This window comes from Pantoea leporis (assembly GCF_028048155.1).
Taxonomy (GTDB): Bacteria; Pseudomonadota; Gammaproteobacteria; order Enterobacterales; family Enterobacteriaceae; genus Pantoea; species Pantoea leporis.
The window spans coordinates 177,175-192,773 of record NZ_JALMEU010000001.1; the positions used below are offsets into that span (position 1 = coordinate 177,175).

Below are 15,599 nucleotides of genomic sequence, written 5' to 3' on the forward strand. Positions count from 1 at the left end.
TAGCACAGGTAAAGGAGCGTAATAAAAGTTTGTAGCAGCTCCCGGAAGATATTCTTTATTGAGTACAGCAACCCTTATGCCAACCTGACGTTTTTTTATCGGGATACACAATTCTTATGGTTACTCTGCTCGTACAAAAAAGTCTCGTCTTACATTTAACTGTAGAAGGCATTCAGAAAACCTGCAGCCACTTTTCTCCTTATTCAGCGATATATCAATAACAAAGTCTCATAAGCACTGAGGCAATCAACCTAAGCCGTGAGAGCGATGAAGCCACTGAGAATATTTCGCTATGCTGGTTAGAGAGCATCATTAAACGTTAACCGATAGCAAAAATTTGGTTAGACTCTGCGTGTGATTGTTATATTAATGGACTGAATAAATTGTGAACCAATTCAAACTTAAAGCGCTTACTCTGGCTATTCCTTGTTATTTTGCGGCGTTCGGCACTCATGCAGAACCCTTATCTCTTGGCGCTTCGGTGATTTATGCGCAGTCACCTTATCGGGGCGGACAAGACCGCTATCTGCCGATTCCGGTGATTAATTATGAAGGCGAAAACTTCTGGTTCCGTAGCCTGCAAGGCGGCTATTACCTGTGGAAAGACCCGCAGAATCAGCTGTCGCTGACGGTGCTGGGATCGCCGCAGCAGTACGATCCGAAAGACAACGATTTGGGTGACATGAAAGCGCTGGATAAGCGCCGTATGACGCTGATGGCCGGCGCCAACTATCGCCATGTTGCCGATTGGGGTATCGTGCGCACCGCTCTGCTGGGTGATGTGCTCAATAACAGCAATGGTTTAATCTGGGATCTCACCTATCTATATCGCTTTGATTTCGGCGCATTCAGCCTGACGCCGGGCATTGGTGCAATGTGGAACAGCGCCAATCAGAACCGTTATTACTACGGTGTTTCATCCCATGAAAGTGCGCGAACCGGCATCGCTGAGTATCATCCAGACGACAGCTGGTCGCCGTATGTCGAGATGAATGCCAGCTACCAAATCAGCCAAAGCTGGAACGCCAGCTTGTCTGGTCGTTACACGCGCTTCGACAGCGAAATCAAAGACAGCCCGATGGTCGATAAGAGTGGCCAGTTCACACTCTGGACCGGCATCAGTTACAGCTTCTGACGATTAAATAAACGCCTCGTAATGAGGCGTTTTTCTTACATTGCACCAATTCAGAGCCCCATATCAGCGCAACAGGAGGAGTGATGAAGACTATCCAATTTCACGGTGAATCAGCTTTACCCGCTATTGGCCAGGGAACCTGGTATATGGGTGAGAATGCAGCGCTGCGCAGCCAGGAAGTGGGCGCACTGCAGGCGGGTTTAGATCTTGGACTTAAGGTTATCGACACGGCGGAAATGTATGCGGAAGGCGCTGCCGAAGAGGTGGTCGGCGAAGCGTTACGCGGCCGTCGCGATCAAGCCTGGCTGGTATCGAAGGTGTATCCCTGGAATGCCGGTGAAGTCGATGCTATCGAGGCCTGCGAGCGCAGTCTGCGCCGTCTGCAAACCGGTTACCTCGATCTCTACTTGCTGCACTGGCGCGGCAATGTGCCCTTAGAAGAAACCATTCGCGCGATGGAATCCTTGCAGCAGCAGGGCAAAATCCGCCATTGGGGCGTCTCGAACTTTGACCATGACGATATGCTGGAACTGTGGCAAGAGCCCGGCGGCAAATCCTGTTTAACCAATCAGGTGCTGTACCACTTAGCGTCACGCGGGATCGAGTACGATCTGTTGCCGCAGTGTCAGCAGCGCGAGATGCCGATTATGGCCTATTGCCCGTTAGCGCAGGCTGGACGACTGCGACAGGCGCTGTTTGACGATGCGCATCTTAAACAGATTGCACAACAGAAGGGCATCAGCGTGGCGCAAGTGCTATTGGCTTGGGTGATCCGTCAGCAAGGCGTTTTGGCCATTCCTAAAGCCAGCAGCGTTGCACATGTGCAGCAAAACGCGGCCGCGCTTAGCATCAATTTGACTGATGAAGAGCTGAGCATCATTGATCGGGCGTTTCCTGCGCCTCAATCTAAAACTGCATTAGATGTGGTTTAGCGGCGCAACGGCGCCGCATCTTATTACTTATTAACGATACGAATTGTGGTGCCCAAACGCGCAGGGGATTCACCCGCGCTTTTTAACGGCTTGCTAATGCGCGCCGTTTCCACGCACACCATGGTTTTATAGCCTTCATTTGGCATGTCCCCCATGCTGCATGATAACTCCGGACCTGGATTCCACGTGACAACGTCACTCTGATAGTGGTGATAGACTTCAATCTGGCGTTTGCCCGCTTTATCGTGAATCACGCTGCAGTCATCCGCTGCGGTGTGAATACGATCCACGCGGTTGGGATAGGTCTGCTTGCCGTTGGATGCGCCAACAGCATTATCGTTAACCTTATCGATAAAACTGTTACCTAATCCGCTCACTTCGACCTGAGAGATATCCGCAATCTGGAAGTAGCTGTGCAGCGCTGCGGTGGCTTCATAGTCGCCGTAAGCTTCCAGCTCAATTTCACAATGCTCAGCAATCCGGAAGCGAGCAAGCAGGGTGAAATCGTGCGGCCAGAGCTTTTTGGTTTGTGCGTTGCTTTCCAGCGTAAAAGTCAGCATTACCGCATCTTCGTTTTCGTCATGGGCGGTCAGCGTCCACGGCATATTGCGTGCAAAACCGTGCGCCGGTTCACCTGCCGGACCAAACCACGGCCAGCAAATCGGCACGCCGCCGCGGATTGCTTTACCTGTGGTAAACGGGGTTTTTTCACTGAGCCAAATCACCGGTTTTTGGCCGCTAGGCTGCCACGAAAGCAGATGCGCACCTTGCAGGGCAATCGCCGCACGCACTTTAGGATGGCTGATTACCACAATCGGCAAATCATCCTGCTGGCGCTGTGACAGATAAGGGGTGATTTGATTCACTACCGGAAGGGTATAAAGCGTATCTTGCATGGTCAGACCTTCTCTTTTATCCAGTCGAAAAAAAGGGGCGACCGAAGTCACCCCTTGTCCGTTTAGCCGGTTAGCTTACTTAGAAGCAACCAGTGCAATCAGATCGAGAACTTTATGTGAGTAACCAGTTTCGTTATCGTACCAAGAAACCAGTTTCACGAAGTTGTCGTTCAGAGCGATACCTGCTTTAGCATCGAATACTGAAGTCAGGGTTTCGCCGTTGAAGTCGGTAGAAACCACGTCGTCTTCAATGTAGCCCAGAACGCCTTTCATTTTGCCTTCTGACTCAGCTTTGATCACTGCACAAATTTCTTTGTAGGTCGCTGGTTTTTCCAGGCGAACAGTCAGGTCAACAACAGACACGTTTGGAGTAGGAACGCGGAACGCCATACCGGTCAGTTTGCCGTTCAGCTCTGGCAGAACAACGCCAACTGCTTTAGCTGCACCGGTAGAAGATGGGATGATGTTCTGCGCTGCGCCACGGCCGCCGCGCCAGTCTTTGTGAGACGGGCCATCAACGGTTTTCTGCGTCGCGGTGGTTGCGTGAACGGTGGTCATCAGACCTTCAACGATACCGAAGTTGTCGTTGATAACTTTAGCCAGTGGAGCCAGGCAGTTGGTGGTGCAAGACGCGTTAGAAACGATGTCCTGGCCAGCATATTTGTCAAAGTTAGCGCCACGTACGAACATCGGGGTGCTGTCTTTAGATGGACCAGTCAGAACCACTTTCTTCGCGCCAGCGGTGATGTGTTTACGTGCGGTTTCGTCGGTCAGGAAGATACCGGTCGCTTCAGCAACAACGTCAACACCCACTTCGTCCCACTTCAGGTTAGCCGGGTCTTTCTCAGCGGTAACACGGATTTTCTTACCGTTAACAATCAGTGCACCGTCTTTCACTTCTACAGTGCCGTCAAAACGACCGTGAGTAGAGTCATACTTCAGCATGTATGCCATGTAATCGGCGTCGAGCAGATCGTTGATCGCGACGATTTCGATGTCAGAACGCTGCTGCGCAGCACGGAAAACGATGCGACCGATACGGCCAAAACCGTTAATACCTACTTTGATAGTCATATATTCCACCAGCTATTTGTTAGTGAATAAAAGGTTGGCTGTAAAATTACAAAAACCTTACCAGGCGTCAAGCGGAATCGTGTCAATTGTTGCGACAGGTCAATTCCAACACCAGGAATAATTCGTTGCGCAATCGCTTACGCAGCACCCTTATTGCGCGCCTATGTTACGCCGAATGCGGGCTGAAAAGGGATGACTTTTGCAAAGGGTGATCGCCATCACAAAATCGTGCTGTGGAACAGATGTCGGAGGCGTTAGCACGAAAAAAGACCCGATGGATGTTGTACGTTTGTTAGAATACTAGTCGATTTTTTCAGAATGACACTCCGGAACTCAAAATGGCTAAAGACACCGCACCCGACGCAAAAATTGCGCAGCTTTCCGAAATGCAGCGCTATGTCACTCAGCATCGTGGAACGGAGCCCCCTTTCTCGGGCGCCTTGCTGCACAACAAGCAGGAAGGGATTTACCACTGCTTAGTTTGTAATTCGCCGCTGTTTCTCTCCGAAACCAAATACGATTCAGGCTGTGGCTGGCCAAGTTTCTATCAGCCTTTCAGTGACGACGCTATCCGCTATCTGGAAGATGATTCACACGGCATGCAACGGGTTGAGATTCGCTGTGGCAACTGTGATGCGCATTTGGGACATGTGTTCCCGGATGGCCCACAACCGAGCGGCGAGCGCTACTGCGTGAACTCCGCCTCGCTAAACTTCACTGATGAGCAGGGCAATCAGCAAGAGGGCTAAGCATGAAACAGGAACTGGAAGCGATGCTGGAGGCGATGACGCCGGAAGTGTACGAGCGGCTCTCCACGGCGGTTGAAATCGGCAAATGGCCAGATGGCGTCGCGCTGACGCCAGAGCAGAAAGAGAATTGTCTGCAGCTGGTGATGTTGTGGCAGGCTCGCCACAATGACGATCCGCAACATATGACCATTAGCAAAGGTGGGGATATGGTGATGAAATCGAAGAAACAGCTGAAAGAAGAGTTTGGCATTGAGCCCGACGTCACGCGCATCAACCTGCACTAAAAATCAAAAGGGCTGGTTCTCACCAGCCCCTTATTTTCAGATTAATACCGCACCTTGTGCTTCCATCTGAGCGAAAGCAATTTCACTGTCATCCGGATTCAGGTTCACACCGCGGCAGCCCTCTTTAACCACCTCCACGTTGTAACCTAACTCTAGCGCATCCAGCACGCTGTATTTGACGCAGTAATCGGTCGCAATACCCAACATCACTAAATTGCTAATGCCGCGCTCGCGCAGCCAGCTGTCGAGTTCTGTCTTGCGTCGATGGCCGTTATCAAAGAAGGCGCTGTAGCTATCCACCTCAACATCGCCCCCTTTATGGAATACGGCATCAATCAGAGAGCGATCGAGATCGGGATGAAAATCCGCCCCGACAGAATTCTCAATACCGTGATCGGGCCACCAGATCTGCGCTAAACCGTTTAATTCGCCGAGCGTGTAGACCGGCTCGCCGGAGATCGAGGCGAAGCTGCCGTGATTGGCTGGATGCCAGTCTTGCAATGCCACCACACATTCACCCCGCTCGTGAAACTCACGCGCAAATCGATTGGCGACGGCAACCGTTTGGTCACCCTCACGCACCGCCATTGGGCCGCCGGGGCAAAAATCGTTCTGAATATCGATGATTATCAATGCCCGCTTCATTGGTTTCGCTCCGTATCAATCTTCGGTCAGTTCGCCGCGTAAATTCTGCTGCATTTTGGCACGAATTTCCGCGCTGGTAAGGTTCTGACTCAATAAAAAATGCAGTTTGGTTAATGTGGCCTCAACGGTGAGATCAAAGCCGCTGATCACGCCCGCATGCTCAAGCGCATTGCCGGTGGCATAGCCGCCCATATTCACTTTGCCGGACATACACTGCGTCAGATTCACCACCACAATGCCGCGATCGCTGGCCTGTTGCAGTTCCGAAAGAAACTCAGCATTTTGCGGCGCGTTGCCAACGCCGTAAGAGCGCAGGATCAAGGCTTTCACCGGTTGACGCAGGAAATTACCCACCACGTCGGCAGAGATACCCGGATAAATCGTCACCACGCCAATCGGCTGTGGTGTTATCGGATGCACAATCAGCTCGCCGTGACCTTGGGGTGCGGGCGGGGTGTTTAACCGGCGGATATGAATACCCGCTTCCAGCAAGGGCGCCAGGTTTGGCGATGCGAAGGCATTAAAGCCGTCAGCATGTGCCTTAGTGGTACGGTTGCCGCGGAACAGCGTGTTATTGAAAAACAGGGCAACTTCACTGATCGGATAATTGGCCGCCACATACAGCGAGTTCAGCAGGTTTTGCTGCCCATCAGAACGCAATTCTGCCAGGGGAATTTGCGAGCCGGTGACAATCACCGGCTTAGCAAGGTTCTCCAGCATAAAGGAGAGCGCCGAAGCGGTGAAGGCCATGGTGTCGGTACCATGCAAAATTACAAAGCCATCGTAACGATCGTAGTTTTGCTTAATATCGTTCGCAATCGATTGCCAATCCTGCGGCGTCATGTCCGAGGAGTCCATCAGCGGCTGATATTCATGGATGGTGAAATCCGGCATTTCAGGCCGATGGAATTCGGGCATGTTTGCCAGCTGCTGTTGCAGATGGCCCGATACCGGAATATAGCCCTGCGCAGAGCGCTGCATCCCGATGGTGCCGCCGGTGTAGGCTACGTAGATATTTTTCTTTTGCATGAAGGAACTCAGACTTGCCGTAAAACGCGCAGTATAAGGGGATTGCGAACGAAAAGCAGCCCGACCAGCGGCCGGGCTGTAAAGATTAGCGTACGTTGCCGCAGTTCAGGCAGAAAGCGTAGCGATTTTGCGGATCGTTGAGGTTATTCAGTAAGCCAGGTTGCTGTTTCATTGCGCTCATTACGTCCAGCATTGGCGCAGGCAGCCAGACTTTCAGCGCAGCCGGCAACACCGCCTGAACCGACGCGTTCATCTGATTCAGCAGCAGATCGATCATGCCCGGATCGTCCTGATACCAGCTCAACTCCGGCTTAGCGACTTTCGCCAGCTCAGCAGCTTTCGCCACGGCATCGTCAAAGTCTCCCAACGCATCGACCAAACCATTGGCTTTCGCATCGCTACCGGTCCAGACGTGACCCTGCGCAATCGCATTGATCTCCTCAGGCGTTTTGTGACGTGAGGTCGCCACCAGGCCCACGAAGTTACGATAGCCGTTCTCAATGGTCAGCTGCATCAACTGCTGCACTTCAGTTGGCAGTGCTTTGGTGGTGGCGACGTCCGCCAGCGGTGATGTGGCAACGCCGTCAGTATGCACACCCACCGAACTCAGGCTGTTTTCAACGGTGTTAATCACGCCAAAGATACCGATGGAACCGGTCAGCGTGCTGGGTGCCGCCACGATGTAATCGGCAGGCGTTGAAATCCAGTAACCGCCGGAAGCCGCCATGCCACCCATTGAGACCACCACCGGTTTACCCGCATCGTGGGCTGCCGCCAGCTCTTCACGAATGGCTTCCGATGCCGTGACGCTGCCGCCAGGGCTGTTGACACGCAACACAATGGCTTTGATTTTAGCATCCAGGCGCGCATCGCGGATTTGCGACGCCGTGGTATCACCGCCGACGTTTCCGGCACTCTCTTCACCGTCCATAATCGCACCGCTGGCGAGGATCACGGCGATATTGCCATCCTGGCTCTGCGGCGGCTGTTTAACGGTGTAATCGTAGATACTCACGCTACGGTAATCGTTATTCGCCTTATCCCAGCCGAAGGTTTTCACCAGTTCCTGATCGGCGGCTGCACGCGTATCCAGTACATCCACCAATTTATTATTCAGCGCATATTTCGCGGTATCACCTTGCACCGCTTGCAAGCCGCTAATGATGCCGGCTGCACCTGGGAACAGCTGTTCTGGTGTAATTTGACGATTGGCTGCCACAGTATTCAGGTAATTCTGCCACAGCTGGCCAATCCAGCGCCCATCAGCGTCGCGCGCTTCCGGTGACATATCGTCACGCAGGAACGGCTCAACCGCAGACTTATAAGTGCCTACACGGAATACATGCGAATTAACTTTCAGCTTTTCCAGCAAAGTCTTGTAGTACAGGCCGTTGGTGGCGAAACCGTGTAGATCAACCGTGCCCTGAGGTGAGAGATACACCTTGTTGGCGTAACTGGCGATGTAGTATTGCGCCTGGCTGTAACTGTCGCCGACTGCATAAATAGGTTTGCCGGCGTCACGGAATTCGCGCAGTGCTTTACCAACATATTGCAGCGAAGGTTGATCGCCACCGGCAAAGTCACGCAGCTCCAGCACGATGCCAGTGATGTTTTTATCGGTTTTTGCCTGGCGGATCGCATCGACGACATCGAACAGGGAATTCTCCTGCAGGCGATCGCTATTGGCGCCTAACAGTTGACGGCTGATACGACTTAGACGATTGCTGACGGAAGGTTTATCGACCAGCACTCCACTCAGATCGATTTTCAATGCGCCTTGCTGTACAGGCTCACTGTTGTTGGAACTGGAAACCTGCAGCCAAATCCCGACGCCCGCCAGGATCAAAACAATAAGAAATAAATTAAGAATAAATTCCCGAATAAAATTCAGTACCCGCCAGGTCCAGCGGAACAGACCGGAAATAATTCGCCACAAAGTGCGCATAAACTCTCCATATTCACGTAGCAGGGCAGCCAGCACGCGGTCTGCCCCGATGTCGGGTTCATCCTAAAGAGCGGCGTGCGAAAAGTCAGCAGGAAATCGCGCCAGACTGTTACAAAAGATCGTGCTGTGCCAGGATTAGCCCACGCTTTTTATTCACGGGAGAAGAATAATGGATGCATTGGATTTATTAGTTAATCGCCGCTCGGCGTCTCGTCTGGCAGAACCGGCTCCGGCAGGTGAAGCGTTGCAAAATATTCTGCACGCCGCGATGCGCGCCCCCGATCACGGTACGCTGCAGCCATGGCGTTTCATTATTGTCGAAAATGAGGGGCGCGAGCGCTTTGCTAACTTGCTGGAACAGGCCGCGCGTGACAGCAATCTTGAGCAGAAGGCGATTGACAAAGCAGCCTCCGCGCCTTATCGCGCGCCGATGATCATCACCGTGGTGGCGCATTGTGAAGAGAACGCCAAAGTGCCGCAGTGGGAGCAACTGGCGTCTGCCAGCTGTGCAGTGATGGCGATGCAGATGGCCGCCGTGGCGCAAGGTTTTAATGGCATCTGGCGCAGCGGTCCGTGGACCGATCATCCGTCCGTGCGCGAAGCCTTTGGCTGCCGCGAGCAAGATGCGATTGTCGGTTTCCTCTATCTCGGCACGCCGCAGTTGAAAGCCAACACCACCGTGGTTGCGCCGGACACCGCGCAGTTTGTCAGTTATTTCTGACAGACAATGCTGGACTTTTGCGGCAGGTTAGGCGCCGTTGCAAAGATTGCACAGAGCCTGTGCGAAAGATCGAGGTTAGGTCGTGCAACACTTACTCCCAACTGACAGCCAGGCTAACATAGCGCCTTCTGTTCATCGCATAAGGAAGTCGCCATGAGTGAACCTGTTCGTTTAACGCAATACAGCCACGGTGCGGGTTGTGGGTGCAAGATTTCGCCGCAGGTGTTGGAAACCATTCTGCGCAGTGAGCTCAGCCCGTTTCACGATCCGCAACTGCTGGTTGGCAATGAAACGCGTGATGATGCTGCAGTCTACGATCTCGGCAACGGTACTGCGGTGGTAAGCACCACCGACTTCTTTATGCCGATCGTCGACGATCCTTTTACCTTTGGTCGTATCGCCGCCACTAACGCCATCAGCGATATCTACGCCATGGGCGGGAAACCAATCATGGCGATCGCTATATTAGGCTGGCCGGTGAATCTACTGAGTCCGGAAGTGGCGCAGCAGGTGGTCGAGGGCGGGCGTGCCGCTTGTCAGGCGGCGGGAATCGCCCTGGCGGGCGGCCATTCGATTGATGCGCCAGAGCCGATCTTCGGCCTGGCCGTAACCGGTATCGTCGATGTGGCGCGGGTGAAAAAGAACAGCGCGGCGCAGGCCGGTTGTCAGCTTTTCCTCACCAAACCATTAGGCATTGGCATTCTCACTACCGCGGAGAAAAAAGGCCTGCTGCGGCCTGAACACCGTTCGCTGGCTGCCGATGTGATGTGCCAGCTGAATAAAGCCGGAGCGGAGTTCGCCAAACTGGCGGGCATCAGCGCGATGACCGATGTCACCGGTTTTGGCTTGCTCGGCCATTTAAGTGAAATCTGCCAGGGTTCAGGATTGCGTGCCGAAGTGATTGCAGCGCAGGTACCGCGCCTGGCGGGCGTCGATGACTATATCGCTGCGGGAGCGGTGCCCGGTGGCACCAGCCGCAACTTCGCCAGCTATGGCGAGCAGGTTTCACCCTTAGATGATGCCACCCGCGCGTTGCTGTGCGATCCACAAACCTCCGGTGGTCTGCTGGTGGCGGTTCAACCCAGCGCCATTGAGGCATTCCAGCGCTGCGTCTCTGCAGCAGGCGTGCAAGCAACGTCGATTGGCGAACTGTTTGCCGCTAGAGCCGATCGTCCACTGATTACCGTAGTTACCTGACGTTAAGGAACGACGCCATCCATGCGTTTGTTTATTGCCGAAAAACCCAGCTTAGCGCGTGCGATTGCCGACGTGTTGCCAAAACCGCATCGACGCGGAGACGGCTATATTGCCTGCGGGAATGACCAGGTTGTGACCTGGTGTGTTGGGCACCTGCTGGAGCAGGCGCAGCCCGACAGTTATGACAGCCGCTATGCGCGCTGGAATCTGGCTGATTTACCGATTATTCCGGAAAAATGGCGCTTGCAGCCACGTCCATCCGTGGCTAAGCAGTTAAAAGTGATTGAAGGCCTGCTGCAACAAGCCAGCATGGTGGTGCATGCGGGTGACCCCGATCGTGAAGGCCAACTGCTGGTGGATGAAGTGCTGGATTATCTGCAGCTCGCACCAGAGAAACGCAAAGCGGTGCAGCGCTGCCTGATTAACGATCTTAATCCCTCGGCGGTTGAACGTGCGGTTGGGCGCCTACGTGAGAACCGCGAATTCATTCCGCTGTGTGTGTCTGCGTTAGCGCGTGCGCGCGCCGACTGGCTGTACGGCATCAACATGACGCGCGCCTTTACCTTGCTGGGCCGTAACGCCGGTTACGACGGCGTGCTGTCGGTTGGCCGCGTGCAGACGCCGGTGCTGGGTTTAGTGGTGCGCCGCGATGAAGAGATCGAAAACTTTATCCCTAAGGACTATTTCGAAGTTAAAGCGCACATCGTCACGCCAAAAGACGAGCGTTTTGTCGCGACATGGGTGCCAAGCGATGCTTGCGAGCCGTGGCAGGATGAAGAGGGGCGTTTGCTGCATCGTCCACTGGCGGATCACGTGCTTGAGCGCATTAATGGTAAGCCGGCGCTGGTCACCGGATATAACGACAAACGTGAATCCGATACCGCACCGCTGCCATTTTCGCTTTCTGGCCTGCAGATCGAAGCCGGTAAGCGCTTTGGCCTCAGCGCGCAGAACGTACTGGATTGCTGTCAGCGGCTGTATGAAACCCATAAGCTGATCACCTACCCGCGTTCCGATAGCCGCTATCTGCCCGATGAGCACTTTGCCGGACGCCATGCGGTGCTGAACGCCATTCAGGCGCATCAGCCCAATCTGACACCGCCAGCGGATTTCAATCCCGATCAGAAGAACCGCTGCTGGGACGACAAAAAGGTCGATGCGCACCATGCCATCATTCCCACTGCGCGTGCCAGTAAGGTTAGTCTGACCGAAAATGAGGCCAATATTTACGGATTGATCGCCCGCCAGTATCTAATGCAGTTTTGCCCGGATGCGGTGTTCCGCAAATGCGTTATTGATCTTGATATCGGCGGCGGAAAATTTATCGCCAAAGCGCGTTTTCTGGCCGAAGCCGGCTGGCGTGCGCTGCTCGGCAGCAAAGAGCGTGACGAGGAGAACGATGGCACGCCGCTGCCGGTCGTCGCTAAAGGTGATGAGCTGCTGTGCGAGCGCGGCGAAGTGCTGGCGAAGCAGACGCAACCGCCGCGTCCGTTTACCGATGCGACGCTATTGTCTGCGATGACCGGCATCGCCCGCTTTGTGCAGGATAAAGAATTAAAGAAAGTGCTGCGTGCAACCGATGGTTTAGGTACGGAAGCGACGCGTGCGGGCATTATCGAATTGCTGTTCCGCCGCACTTTCCTGGTGAAAAAAGGCCGCTATATTCATTCGACGGATGCGGGCAGGGCGTTGATCCATGCACTGCCAGAAATGGCCGCCCGGCCCGATATGACGGCGCAATGGGAATCGACGCTTACCCGGATTAGCGAGAAGTCTTGTCGCTATGATGAGTTTATGCAGCCGCTGGTCAGCACCTTGATTGGGCTGATTGGTGAAGCACGCCAGCGACCGTCGTTAAAGGCCTTTCGCGGATTGACAGCGCCTGGGGCCAAAAAGAAAGCCAAACCGAAAACGGCTCGTCGCAAAACCAAGGAGACAGAGTGATGCGTTATGCAATGATGTTGCTGGGCGGATTGTTGTTATGCAGCACCTCGGCGCTGGCCAACCGCCAGCCGGAAAACAATCGTATGGGCAATACCGATGTGGTGGTGGATCTGCCGCCAGAAGCTTGGCCACAAGGGCAAAACAATCGTCAGAGCAATTGCATGCAGTGCTGTACCTATGAGAACCGCAGTTATTCTGAAGGTGCGGTGGTCAAAGCAGAAGGCGTGTTATTGCAGTGCGGCAGGGATGAGAAGGTATTAGGAACCAATCCGCTTATCTGGAAGATCATCAAATAAAAGCGCGTGGCGCTAGACGCCACGCTGCTTCATCACAGCTTAAATGTCGACCAAACCGGGGCGTGATCCGACGGTTTCTCCATGCTGCGGATATCGTAATCGATGCCACTCTCAATGCAGCGCGAGGCAAGCGGTTGGCTTGCCAGCAGCAGATCAATGCGCAGACCACGGTTGTCGTCAAAGCCTTTCGAACGGTAGTCAAACCATGAGAAACGATCGTTGGTTTCCGGGAACTTAGCGCGCCAGGTATCAACTAAACCCCACTTCAGCAAGCGATCCATCCACTCGCGCTCCTCAGGCAGGAACGAGCATTTTCCGGTACGCAGCCAGCGTTTACGATTGTCTTCACCAATGCCGATGTCAAAATCGGTGCTGCTGATGTTCATGTCGCCCATGATCAATACCGGTTTATCCACGGCTAGCTGTTGCTCAAGATAGCTTTGCAGATCGCGATAAAACTTCTCTTTCGCTGGGAACTTGGTGGGATGGTCGCGGCTTTCACCCTGCGGAAAATAACCGTTGATCACCGTGATATCACCAATCGGACTCGGGATTTCCGCCATGATCAAACGACGCTGTGCATCTTCCTCATCGCCAGGGAAACCACGGTAGACGTTGACAGGCTCAACTTTGGTCAGCAGCGCGACGCCGTAATGACCTTTCTGTCCATGATAAAACACGTGATAACCCAGTTTGCTGACGTCTTCGAGCGGAAACATATCGTCATGCACTTTGGTTTCCTGCAAGCCGATGACATCGGGTTGATGCTGTTCAACCAGCGCGGCTAATTGATGAGGACGCGCACGCAAGCCGTTGATGTTGAAAGAGACAAATTTCATTTCGCTGCCATTTTTATCCGCAAAAGTATGGCGCGATGGTAACGAGTTTTTGGGGAAAAGTCATGGTGTGAATCAGGAGGTTACAACGATTAAAACAAGTGGGAAAAACAGGAGAATGGTATTGATGGTGGTGGGAGAAGGATTCGAACCTTCGAAGTCTGTGACGGCAGATTTACAGTCTGCTCCCTTTGGCCGCTCGGGAATCCCACCGGGGATATGACATATTGTGGCTTCAGGCAGAGACGATTCAGATGGTGGTGGGAGAAGGATTCGAACCTTCGAAGTCTGTGACGGCAGATTTACAGTCTGCTCCCTTTGGCCGCTCGGGAATCCCACCACTGGCCTGAATCATTGCGTCTTAAAGCGGGGCGCATCATAACAAATGCGCTCAGTCTGTAAAGCGCCGTCACTGAAAATAAAAACTGTTTGCCCACTTTTTATGCGTGGCGCTGAAGAGTTGTGCAGTTCAGCGCCGAAGTGGTTAAAGAATGATCGTGCGGTTGCCGTAAACGAACACGCGCTGGCCTAACACTTTATACAGCGCGCGGCTCAACACATTCTTCTCAACGTCTCGTCCTGCACGCATCATCTCTTCTGCGGTGTAGCTATGATCGACGTTGATCACGTCCTGCATGATAATTGGACCTTCATCGAGGTTATCGTTCACGTAGTGCGCGGTAGCGCCGATGATTTTCACGCCGCGCTCATATGCCTGATGATACGGACGCGCGCCAATGAACGCCGGCAAGAAGGAGTGGTGAATATTGATGATCTGGTTTGGATAACGTTGCACAAAGGCGGGCGTCAACACGCGCATATATTTTGCCAGCACCACGTAATCAGGCTGATAACGGTCAATTTCATCCGCCATGCGGTTGTCGTGCTCTTCACGCGTGTGGCCTTCGTGGCTCACCATCACAAACGGAATATCGAAACGTTCAACCAGTGAACGCAGCGTTTCGTGGTTACCGATGACTGCAGCAATCTCCATATCCAGACCGCCAAACGCGCTTTTCATTAGCAGATCGCCCAGGCAATGCGCCTCTTTGGTCACCAGAATCACGACACGGCGACGACCGGCACTTTGCAGTTCACGCACTGAACCGACGGGTAGCGCGCTATCGAGATCGGCCAGCAAGGTGTTGTCGTTGAAAATGCCTTCCAGCTCGGTGCGCATAAAAAAGCGTCCGGTGCGGTGATCGACAAACTCATTGTTCTGCACAATGTTGAGTTCGTGCTTGTAGCAAATGTTGGTGATCTTGGCGATCAAACCTTTCGCATCAGGGCAAATGGTTCGTAAAACTTTTCGTTGGATGGTTTGCGCTTGCATCTCGATCAGAGTCCTGTCAAAGCGATGAATGGTAAAGCCGTTGTGTATCTGTCCAGATTACCCACAACATTTTTTGTATTTTTTATCGGCGCCACAAGGACAGCGATCGTTACGTCCCAACTCAGGCGTTGTTCCGTCGACATAGTACCAGCGTTGATCCTCGCGAAGAAAGCGCGAACATTCATAGATGGCTGAAGTGCGGCCTTTTTCGAGGTAACGCGCAAAAAACGTCACGAAGGCTTCATTCTCATGGCTTCCATGATTACAACGAGTTACATTCAAGCCCAGCCATTCAGTACCGGCAAAACTTTCGGATAATAACGTCTCAAGGTCGGCCACGCGTTTACTGGAGTGCCAGGTTTTCGCCAGCCACGCGGCATCTTTCACGACGTAGGCGGTGTAGCGTGAGCGCATTAATTGTTCCGCGCTGGACGGGTTCGCTTGGCCATTCAGAAAGGGTTGGCAACATACGCTATACTCCTTTCCGCTGCAGCAAGGGCACTTTTCAGACACGTCATCTCCTGGAAGTGATTAAAGTAAATTTAAGCGTGCGCTATGGTAGCCGACTGTCAGGCGTGATGCT

General features: G+C 53.3%; 16 protein-coding genes and 2 tRNA genes. 8 read left to right on the forward strand and 10 right to left on the reverse strand.

Annotated elements, in window-relative coordinates:
- The first annotated feature begins 385 nt into the window (after positions 1-385).
- Both MWH02_RS00860 and MWH02_RS00865 read left to right on the forward strand, forming a co-directional pair.
- The gene (locus tag MWH02_RS00860; protein ID WP_110866275.1) at positions 386-1,135 is read left to right on the forward strand and encodes a MipA/OmpV family protein; all 750 of its coding nucleotides are present in this window, start codon (positions 386-388) and stop codon (positions 1,133-1,135) included.
- An 80-nt stretch (positions 1,136-1,215) separates the two neighbouring features.
- On the forward strand, positions 1,216-2,067 hold the full coding sequence (locus tag MWH02_RS00865; RefSeq protein WP_271459694.1) for an aldo/keto reductase: 852 nt from the start codon (positions 1,216-1,218) through the stop codon (positions 2,065-2,067).
- Between the two features lie 23 nt (positions 2,068-2,090).
- Here the strand turns inward: MWH02_RS00865 and MWH02_RS00870 are convergent, their stop codons facing one another.
- Positions 2,091-2,963 (reverse strand): D-hexose-6-phosphate mutarotase, encoded by an 873-nt coding sequence (locus tag MWH02_RS00870; RefSeq protein WP_271459695.1) that lies wholly within the window; start codon positions 2,961-2,963, stop codon positions 2,091-2,093.
- Between the two features lie 75 nt (positions 2,964-3,038).
- A complete protein-coding gene (gapA, locus tag MWH02_RS00875; RefSeq protein WP_007889697.1) occupies positions 3,039-4,037 on the reverse strand; it encodes a glyceraldehyde-3-phosphate dehydrogenase in 999 nt (332 codons plus the stop codon).
- A gap of 338 nt (positions 4,038-4,375) precedes the next feature.
- Between gapA and msrB the strand changes: the two genes are divergently transcribed.
- Both msrB and MWH02_RS00885 read left to right on the forward strand, forming a co-directional pair.
- Complete coding sequence (gene msrB, locus MWH02_RS00880) at positions 4,376-4,786, forward strand: peptide-methionine (R)-S-oxide reductase MsrB (protein WP_101764216.1); 411 nt, start codon at positions 4,376-4,378, stop codon at positions 4,784-4,786.
- Positions 4,787-4,788: 2 nt separating this feature from the next.
- Complete coding sequence (locus tag MWH02_RS00885) at positions 4,789-5,070, forward strand: YeaC family protein (RefSeq protein WP_101764217.1); 282 nt, start codon at positions 4,789-4,791, stop codon at positions 5,068-5,070.
- Positions 5,071-5,106: 36 nt separating this feature from the next.
- On the opposite strand, the gene pncA is transcribed toward MWH02_RS00885, so the two are convergent.
- The 3 genes from pncA to sppA all read right to left on the reverse strand — a co-directional run bounded on the left by pncA (position 5,107) and on the right by sppA (position 8,689).
- Positions 5,107-5,715, reverse strand: a complete 609-nt coding sequence (gene pncA, locus MWH02_RS00890; RefSeq protein ID WP_271459696.1) for a bifunctional nicotinamidase/pyrazinamidase — start codon at positions 5,713-5,715, stop codon at positions 5,107-5,109.
- A gap of 15 nt (positions 5,716-5,730) precedes the next feature.
- Positions 5,731-6,744: an asparaginase gene (gene ansA, locus MWH02_RS00895; protein ID WP_101764219.1), complete on the reverse strand. Its 1,014-nt coding sequence runs from the start codon at positions 6,742-6,744 to the stop codon at positions 5,731-5,733.
- 85 nt (positions 6,745-6,829) lie between these two features.
- A complete protein-coding gene (sppA, locus tag MWH02_RS00900; protein WP_222233348.1) occupies positions 6,830-8,689 on the reverse strand; it encodes a signal peptide peptidase SppA in 1,860 nt (619 codons plus the stop codon).
- 169 nt (positions 8,690-8,858) lie between these two features.
- On the opposite strand from sppA, the gene MWH02_RS00905 reads away from it, so the two are divergent.
- The 4 genes from MWH02_RS00905 (at position 8,859) to MWH02_RS00920 (ending at position 12,847) form a co-directional block, all read left to right on the forward strand.
- Positions 8,859-9,410 (forward strand): NAD(P)H nitroreductase, encoded by a 552-nt coding sequence (locus tag MWH02_RS00905; RefSeq protein ID WP_110866269.1) that lies wholly within the window; start codon positions 8,859-8,861, stop codon positions 9,408-9,410.
- A 153-nt stretch (positions 9,411-9,563) separates the two neighbouring features.
- Positions 9,564-10,607: a selenide, water dikinase SelD gene (selD, locus tag MWH02_RS00910; RefSeq protein ID WP_271459697.1), complete on the forward strand. Its 1,044-nt coding sequence runs from the start codon at positions 9,564-9,566 to the stop codon at positions 10,605-10,607.
- A 21-nt stretch (positions 10,608-10,628) separates the two neighbouring features.
- Positions 10,629-12,551, forward strand: a complete 1,923-nt coding sequence (locus MWH02_RS00915) for a DNA topoisomerase III (RefSeq protein ID WP_271459698.1) — start codon at positions 10,629-10,631, stop codon at positions 12,549-12,551.
- The gene (locus MWH02_RS00920) at positions 12,551-12,847 is read left to right on the forward strand and encodes a YnjH family protein (RefSeq protein WP_271460165.1); all 297 of its coding nucleotides are present in this window, start codon (positions 12,551-12,553) and stop codon (positions 12,845-12,847) included. The genes MWH02_RS00915 and MWH02_RS00920 overlap by 1 nt, the downstream gene beginning before the upstream one ends.
- 32 nt (positions 12,848-12,879) lie before the next feature.
- Here the strand turns inward: MWH02_RS00920 and xthA are convergent, their stop codons facing one another.
- The 5 genes from xthA to MWH02_RS00945 all read right to left on the reverse strand — a co-directional run bounded on the left by xthA (position 12,880) and on the right by MWH02_RS00945 (position 15,529).
- A complete protein-coding gene (xthA, locus tag MWH02_RS00925) occupies positions 12,880-13,686 on the reverse strand; it encodes an exodeoxyribonuclease III (protein ID WP_271459699.1) in 807 nt (268 codons plus the stop codon).
- 125 nt (positions 13,687-13,811) lie between these two features.
- Positions 13,812-13,896: transfer RNA gene (locus tag MWH02_RS00930), tRNA-Tyr, on the reverse strand.
- 42 nt (positions 13,897-13,938) lie between these two features.
- Positions 13,939-14,023: transfer RNA gene (locus MWH02_RS00935), tRNA-Tyr, on the reverse strand.
- A gap of 144 nt (positions 14,024-14,167) precedes the next feature.
- Complete coding sequence (gene purU, locus MWH02_RS00940) at positions 14,168-15,016, reverse strand: formyltetrahydrofolate deformylase (RefSeq protein ID WP_101764236.1); 849 nt, start codon at positions 15,014-15,016, stop codon at positions 14,168-14,170.
- A gap of 57 nt (positions 15,017-15,073) precedes the next feature.
- The gene (locus MWH02_RS00945) at positions 15,074-15,529 is read right to left on the reverse strand and encodes a YchJ family metal-binding protein (RefSeq protein WP_101764237.1); all 456 of its coding nucleotides are present in this window, start codon (positions 15,527-15,529) and stop codon (positions 15,074-15,076) included.
- Between the last annotated feature and the right edge of the window lie 70 nt (positions 15,530-15,599).

Excerpts from the sequence above, each read along its gene's own strand:
- MWH02_RS00870 (WP_271459695.1), bottom strand. The coding sequence starts at position 2,963 with ATGCAAGATACGCTTTATACCCTTCCGGTAGTGAATCAAATCACCCCT.
- gapA (WP_007889697.1), bottom strand. The coding sequence starts at position 4,037 with ATGACTATCAAAGTAGGTATTAACGGTTTTGGCCGTATCGGTCGCATC.
- msrB (WP_101764216.1), top strand. The coding sequence starts at position 4,376 with ATGGCTAAAGACACCGCACCCGACGCAAAAATTGCGCAGCTTTCCGAA.
- MWH02_RS00885 (WP_101764217.1), top strand. The coding sequence starts at position 4,789 with ATGAAACAGGAACTGGAAGCGATGCTGGAGGCGATGACGCCGGAAGTG.
- pncA (WP_271459696.1), bottom strand. The coding sequence starts at position 5,715 with ATGAAGCGGGCATTGATAATCATCGATATTCAGAACGATTTTTGCCCC.
- ansA (WP_101764219.1), bottom strand. The coding sequence starts at position 6,744 with ATGCAAAAGAAAAATATCTACGTAGCCTACACCGGCGGCACCATCGGG.
- sppA (WP_222233348.1), bottom strand. The coding sequence starts at position 8,689 with ATGCGCACTTTGTGGCGAATTATTTCCGGTCTGTTCCGCTGGACCTGG.
- MWH02_RS00905 (WP_110866269.1), top strand. The coding sequence starts at position 8,859 with ATGGATGCATTGGATTTATTAGTTAATCGCCGCTCGGCGTCTCGTCTG.
- selD (WP_271459697.1), top strand. The coding sequence starts at position 9,564 with ATGAGTGAACCTGTTCGTTTAACGCAATACAGCCACGGTGCGGGTTGT.
- MWH02_RS00915 (WP_271459698.1), top strand. The coding sequence starts at position 10,629 with ATGCGTTTGTTTATTGCCGAAAAACCCAGCTTAGCGCGTGCGATTGCC.
- MWH02_RS00920 (WP_271460165.1), top strand. The coding sequence starts at position 12,551 with ATGCGTTATGCAATGATGTTGCTGGGCGGATTGTTGTTATGCAGCACC.
- xthA (WP_271459699.1), bottom strand. The coding sequence starts at position 13,686 with ATGAAATTTGTCTCTTTCAACATCAACGGCTTGCGTGCGCGTCCTCAT.
- purU (WP_101764236.1), bottom strand. The coding sequence starts at position 15,016 with ATGCAAGCGCAAACCATCCAACGAAAAGTTTTACGAACCATTTGCCCT.